The organism is Brevibacterium picturae (genome assembly GCF_030453725.1).
GTDB lineage: Bacteria > Actinomycetota > Actinomycetes > Actinomycetales > Brevibacteriaceae > Brevibacterium > Brevibacterium sandarakinum_A.
In genome coordinates, this window is the sequence record NZ_JAKDJU010000184.1 from 1 (window position 1) to 5,514 (window position 5,514).

Sequence of the window (5,514 nt, forward strand, 5' to 3'; positions counted from 1 at the left end):
CGGACTGCCCTGCTGCTGAAGCAGCTGCTTGAGCCCATTGGCGTAACGTCTGGCCATCATCTTCTGCGCCGCGACCGACATCGGCGCGACGGCCCGCAGCAGCGGGTGGCCCGGGACAGATTGGGAACTGATGGAGACGCCGAGGCGACCGTTCGTTCCGACGAATACAAGGAAGGTCTGTTCGCCGGATTCCAAATGCCCCGGCAGAGTGCGATAGACGAATCCGGCCGCCTGTTCGGCACTCACATTGTCAGCGCCGAATTCTTCGGGGGCAGCCCCCTCCGTCTCGGTCCCCGCCGTATCGATGACCTCAACGACCTCGCAGGTCCCGACCGGGACCGCGAGGTCACGCCCGCGCAACCGCACGGCAGACCGTGGCCAGACCGGATTGAGCCAGAGATCGACGACCTGACCGACCCGCACACGACGCACAGGCCGCGCGATGACACCGGCAGATTCCTGCAGCTTCCACGTCAGAATCGCCTCACGCGCCACCGGAAACAGATCCGCAGGGCCCAGGTCGAGGGTGTGCTCCAGCTGGTTCATCCCAAACTCCTCGTGCTTCCGGGCAACTTCTCCTTGTGATCGTCGCCCGCTCCTGCCTACGATACAAACACAGTACTGAGCGAACGCTCGGTTTCCTTCACGAACGACGGAGTTCACACATGACAGAGCAGGCCAGCACGGACGCGCAGAACCACCTCGGCAAGCGATTCAGCGGTCAGGTCGCACTCATCACAGGTGCCAGCCGCGGCATCGGACTCGGTGTCGCGAAGCGACTGCAAGCCGAGGGCGCCACCGTCGTCCTCACCGCACGCAAACCCGATGCCCTCGCCGAGGCGGTCGCACAGTTCCCCGACGGCACTGCCCTGGCCATCGCCGGGAAGTCCGACGATCCCGCCCACCGCACGGAGGTCTTCGACACGATCGCGGAGAAGTTCGGCCGCCTCGACGTGCTCGTGACGAACGTGGGCATCAACCCGGTCTACGGTCCGCTCGTCGACATCGATCTCGACGCTGCTCGCAAGATCCTCGACGTCAACGTCATCGGCACGCTCGCCTGGGTGCAGGAGGCAGTCCATCACGAGAAGCTGGGCTTCCGCGAGAACAAGGGGCGGGTCGTGAGCATCTCCTCTGTGGCCGGTCAGGTCCCCAGCCCCGGCATCTCCTTCTACGGCATCTCGAAGGCAGCGGTCTCTCACCTGACCAAATCGCTGGCCGTCGAACTCGGACCGGACGTCCGGGTGAATGCCGTCGCCCCGGCAGTCGTGAAGACGAACTTCGCCACCGCGCTGTACGAAGGAAAGGAAGAGGAAGTGGCCTCCGCCTACCCGGCCAAGCGACTCGGAACTCCCGAGGACATCGCCGGCGCCGTGGCCTACCTGGCCTCGTCCGACGCGGATTGGATCACCGCGCAGGTGCTCACCGCCGACGGCGGCGTCATCACCGCCGGCGGAAACGCATAGACAGCGGAAACGCATAGACAGTCGCCGGATTTCGAGGGAACAGAACGTGGGAAGACAGCAGAAAACCAACATTCTTCTCCCTCGAAATCCGGGATGGCACCGGGACGGCACCGAGACGGCGGGGGGACAGATGTCGTGATGGGTGGGCCCCCATCACGGTGTTTGTCCGCCGTGATCGCAGCCACTAGACTTGGCCCCGTAAGTGCATGGCCATCAGTGACCACGCACGCAGACAAGTTCATAGCCACACAGGTTATAGGTATATAGCCCCATAAGTTCATACTGCCGTTAAGACATGACGTGGGAGAGCTGCTCAGCTGCCGCAACTGCTTAAGTTGCCGCAAACGCACTGTGCAGCGCCGTAGGTGCAATTCCCTCCCCGGGAAACTCTCAGGCCCAGTACCACCGATTGCAGGCATATCTGAAGGACCGCCACCGCGCTCGCGCGCTGAAGGTCCGACAGAACGGGGAGGACCACCACTGCTCAGTGCGTCCTCCGAAGGTGGGCGCGACACCGACCCGAGGACGGCAATGACCAGTTCACTCGCCCACACAAGTTCACTCGCGCACACCACGGCCCCCACAGGGGACACCGAACGCCCCTTCTCCGACCGGCACATCGGGCCCCGCGCCGACGACACCCAGGCCATGCTGGCCGAACTCGGCTACGACTCCCTCGAAGCTCTCTCCAATGCAGCCGTCCCGGAATCCATCCAGATCGACGGACTCGACCTGCCCACGGGCCGCTCCGAAGCCGAGGTCCTCGATGACCTCCGCTCCATCGCCGGGCAGAACGTCATGCGCAAGCAGATGATCGGCCAGGGCTACTACGACACGATCACCCCGGCCGTCATCCGCCGCAACCTGGTCGAGAACCCCGCCTGGTACACCGCCTACACCCCCTACCAGCCGGAAATCTCCCAGGGTCGCCTCGAAGCGCTGCTGAATTTCCAGCAGGTCGTCCAGGACCTCACCGGCCTCGACATCGCCAACGCCTCCCTCCTCGACGAGGCCACCGCCGTCGCCGAGGCGGTCCTCCTCATGCGTCGGGCCGTGAAGAAGGGGACAACCGTCGTCCTCGACTCCGAACTCCACCCGCAGACCATCGCCGTCGTCCGTGCCCGTGCGAAGGCCATGGACTTCCGCATCACCGTCGCTGACCTGGCCGAAGGCCTCGTGGGCGAAGACATCTTCGGCATCGTCTGCGCCCAGCCCGGCACCACCGGTGTCATCCGCGACTTCACCGAGGCCGTGACCGGCGCCCACGACCGCGGCGCCCTGGTGACCTTCGACGCCGACCTCCTGGCCCTGACCCTGCTCAAGGACCCTGCCTCCCAGGGCGCCGACATCTCCGTCGGTTCCGCCCAGCGCTTCGGCGTCCCCCTGTTCTTCGGCGGACCCCACGCCGGGTTCATGGCCGTGAAGTCCGGCCTCCAGCGCCAGCTGCCCGGCCGCCTCGTCGGAGTCTCCAAGGACGCCCAGGGCAAGCCCGGCTACCGCCTGGCCCTGCAGACCCGTGAACAGCACATCCGCCGCCAGAAGGCCACGTCCAACATCTGCACCGCCCAGGCGCTGCTGGCCAACGTCGCCTCCATGTACGCCGTCTACCACGGCCCCATCGGCCTGACCCGCATCGCCTCCCGCATCCACCGCCTGACCCAGGCCTTCGCGGGTGCTGCAGACACCGCCCCCGGCGCCGAGGTTCTCAGCCGTGACTTCTTCGACACCGTGGCCATCCGCGTCAGCGACGCAGAGGCAGCCCGAGTCGTCGCCGAACGCGCCGGCTTCAACATCCGCGTCATCGACGCCGACACCATCGGCGTCTCGTTCGGCGAACCCCACACGGTCGCCGATGCCAACGGCCTGCTCGAATCCCTGGGAATCATCGCCCGGGTCGACGAGGCGAATTTCGAAGCCGCCTCGGCGGGGACATTCGGAGCCAACCACGTACCCACCCCTGCCTTCGACGCTGCCTTCCACCGCGAGACCGAGTTCCTCACCCACCCGATCTTCAGTGCACACGGCTCCGAGACCTCGATGATGCGCTACCTGCGCACTCTGGCCGACCGTGACCTGGCGCTGGACCGGACGATGATCCCGCTGGGCTCGTGCACGATGAAGCTCAACGCCGCGGCCGAGATGGAACCCATCACCTGGCCGGAATTCGCCTCCATCCACCCCTTCGCCCCGGTCGAGCAGACCCACGGTTGGCGCACGCTCATCACCCGCCTGGAGAACTCGCTCGTCGAGGTCACCGGCTACGACCGTGTGTCCCTGCAGCCCAACGCCGGCTCCCAGGGTGAGCTGGCCGGACTGCTCGCGATCCGCAACTTCCACGTCGCCAACGGCGAATCCGACCGCGACGTGGTCCTCATCCCGCAGTCTGCCCACGGCACCAACGCCGCCTCGGCGGTCCTGGCCGGACTCAAGGTCCAGGTCATCGCGACTGCCGAAGACGGATCGGTCGACATGGCCGACCTCGACGCGAAGCTCGAGAAGAACGCGGACAAGCTCGCCGCGATCATGATCACCTACCCGTCGACCAACGGCATCTTCGAATCCGAGATCCGGGATGTGTGCGAGAAGATCCACGCCGCGGGCGGCCAGGTCTACCTCGACGGCGCGAACCTCAACGCCATGGTCGGGCTGGCCAAGCCCGGCGAATTCGGCGGCGACGTCTCCCACCTCAACCTGCACAAGACCTTCTGCATCCCCCACGGCGGTGGTGGTCCCGGAGTCGGGCCGGTCGCGGTGCGCGAACACCTCGCCCCGTACCTGCCCGGCGACCCCACCTCGGCGGAACTCGTGGCCGGAGACGAGGACGCCCACGAACTGCCGATCTCCGCATCGATGTTCGGTTCCGCCGGCGTCCTGCCGATCAGCCTCGCCTACCTCGAGCTCATGGGCGGCGACGGACTGAAGGAAGCCTCCCACGCCGCGCTTCTCGGCGCGAACTACCTGGCGGCCAAGCTCCACGATGTGTTCCCCATCCTCTACTCGGGTGAGCACGGGCTCGTCGGCCACGAGACGATCCTCGACCTGCGCGAAGCTACCGCGAAGTCCGGGGTCACCGCCGAGGATGTGGCCAAGCGCCTCATCGACTTCGGCTTCCACGCCCCGACCCTGGCGTTCCCGGTGCCGGGCACCCTCATGGTCGAACCGACCGAATCCGAGGACAAGGCCGAACTCGACCGCTTCATCGAGGCCATGATCGTCATCCGCGCCGAGATCGATTCGATCGGCGACAAGTATTCCTACGAGGAGTCGCCGCTGGCCGGGGCCCCGCACCCGGCGACCGTGGTGATGGATGACTGGGATGCCGAGTACTCCCGCGAGACCGCCGTGTTCCCGGTCAAGGGGCTGAAGGCAACCAAGTACTTCCCGCCGGTCAGCCGCATCGACGGTGCCTATGGCGACCGCAACCTGGTGTGCACCTGCCCACCGCCAGAGGCCTTCGAAGTCAACGAGGAAGAGGACGACTGATGAGTACCGAGAATTCGACGCGCGAGACCCCGCTGCACGGCATCCACGCGCAGCTGGGTGCCTCCTTCACCGACTTCGGCGGATGGGACATGCCGTTGAAGTACGGGTCGGAACTGGCCGAGCACCGTGCTGTGCGTGAGGCCGCAGGAATCTTCGACCTCTCCCACATGGGCGAGGTGCGCCTCACCGGCTCCGACGCCGCAGCATTCCTCGACTACGCCCTCGTGGCCAAGTACTCGAAGATGAAGATCGGCAAGGCCAAATACGGTGTGCTCGTCAACGACGCCGGTTACCTCCTCGACGACCTCATCACCTACCGCATCGGCGACGAAGAGTTCCTCATCGTCCCCAACGCCTCGAACACTCCGACCGTCGTCGCGACCCTGAAGGAACGCCTGCAGGCCTTCCTGCAAGTGGAGTCTCCCGGGGCCGACGCCAGGCTCCTCGACGAATCCGAGGACACGGCACTCATCGCGGTGCAGGGGCCGAACTCCGAGGCCATCATCCTCCGTGCCCTCGACGAGGGTGCACATGGGGAATTCGGGCCCAGCACCACCTCGGCGGA

The 5,514-nt window shown here is 66.0% G+C and carries 4 protein-coding genes and 1 riboswitch; of the genes, 3 read left to right on the forward strand and 1 reads right to left on the reverse strand.

Going from position 1 to position 5,514, the window contains the following annotated elements:
* Window positions 1-546, reverse strand: a 546-nt coding sequence (locus L0G76_RS13610) for a DUF1990 family protein (protein ID WP_304357712.1), incomplete at its 3' end; no start/stop codon positions are given.
* Window positions 547-665: 119 nt separating this feature from the next.
* On the opposite strand from L0G76_RS13610, the gene L0G76_RS13615 reads away from it, so the two are divergent.
* The 3 genes from L0G76_RS13615 to L0G76_RS13625 all read left to right on the forward strand — a co-directional run.
* Window positions 666-1,466: an SDR family oxidoreductase gene (locus L0G76_RS13615; RefSeq protein WP_304357713.1), complete on the forward strand. Its 801-nt coding sequence runs from the start codon at window positions 666-668 to the stop codon at window positions 1,464-1,466.
* A 291-nt stretch (window positions 1,467-1,757) separates the two neighbouring features.
* Window positions 1,758-1,881, forward strand: a riboswitch (glycine riboswitch).
* 116 nt (window positions 1,882-1,997) lie between these two features.
* Window positions 1,998-4,949: an aminomethyl-transferring glycine dehydrogenase gene (gene gcvP / locus L0G76_RS13620; protein ID WP_304357714.1), complete on the forward strand. Its 2,952-nt coding sequence runs from the start codon at window positions 1,998-2,000 to the stop codon at window positions 4,947-4,949.
* Window positions 4,949-5,514 (forward strand): aminomethyltransferase family protein (locus L0G76_RS13625; RefSeq protein WP_487247009.1); only part of this gene is annotated, 566 nt, incomplete at its 3' end. The genes gcvP and L0G76_RS13625, both read left to right, overlap by 1 nt.

Bases quoted from the DNA above. Each gene is read 5' to 3' on its own strand.
- L0G76_RS13615 (WP_304357713.1), top strand. From the start codon at position 666: ATGACAGAGCAGGCCAGCACGGACGCGCAGAACCACCTCGGCAAGCGA.
- gcvP (WP_304357714.1), top strand. From the start codon at position 1,998: ATGACCAGTTCACTCGCCCACACAAGTTCACTCGCGCACACCACGGCC.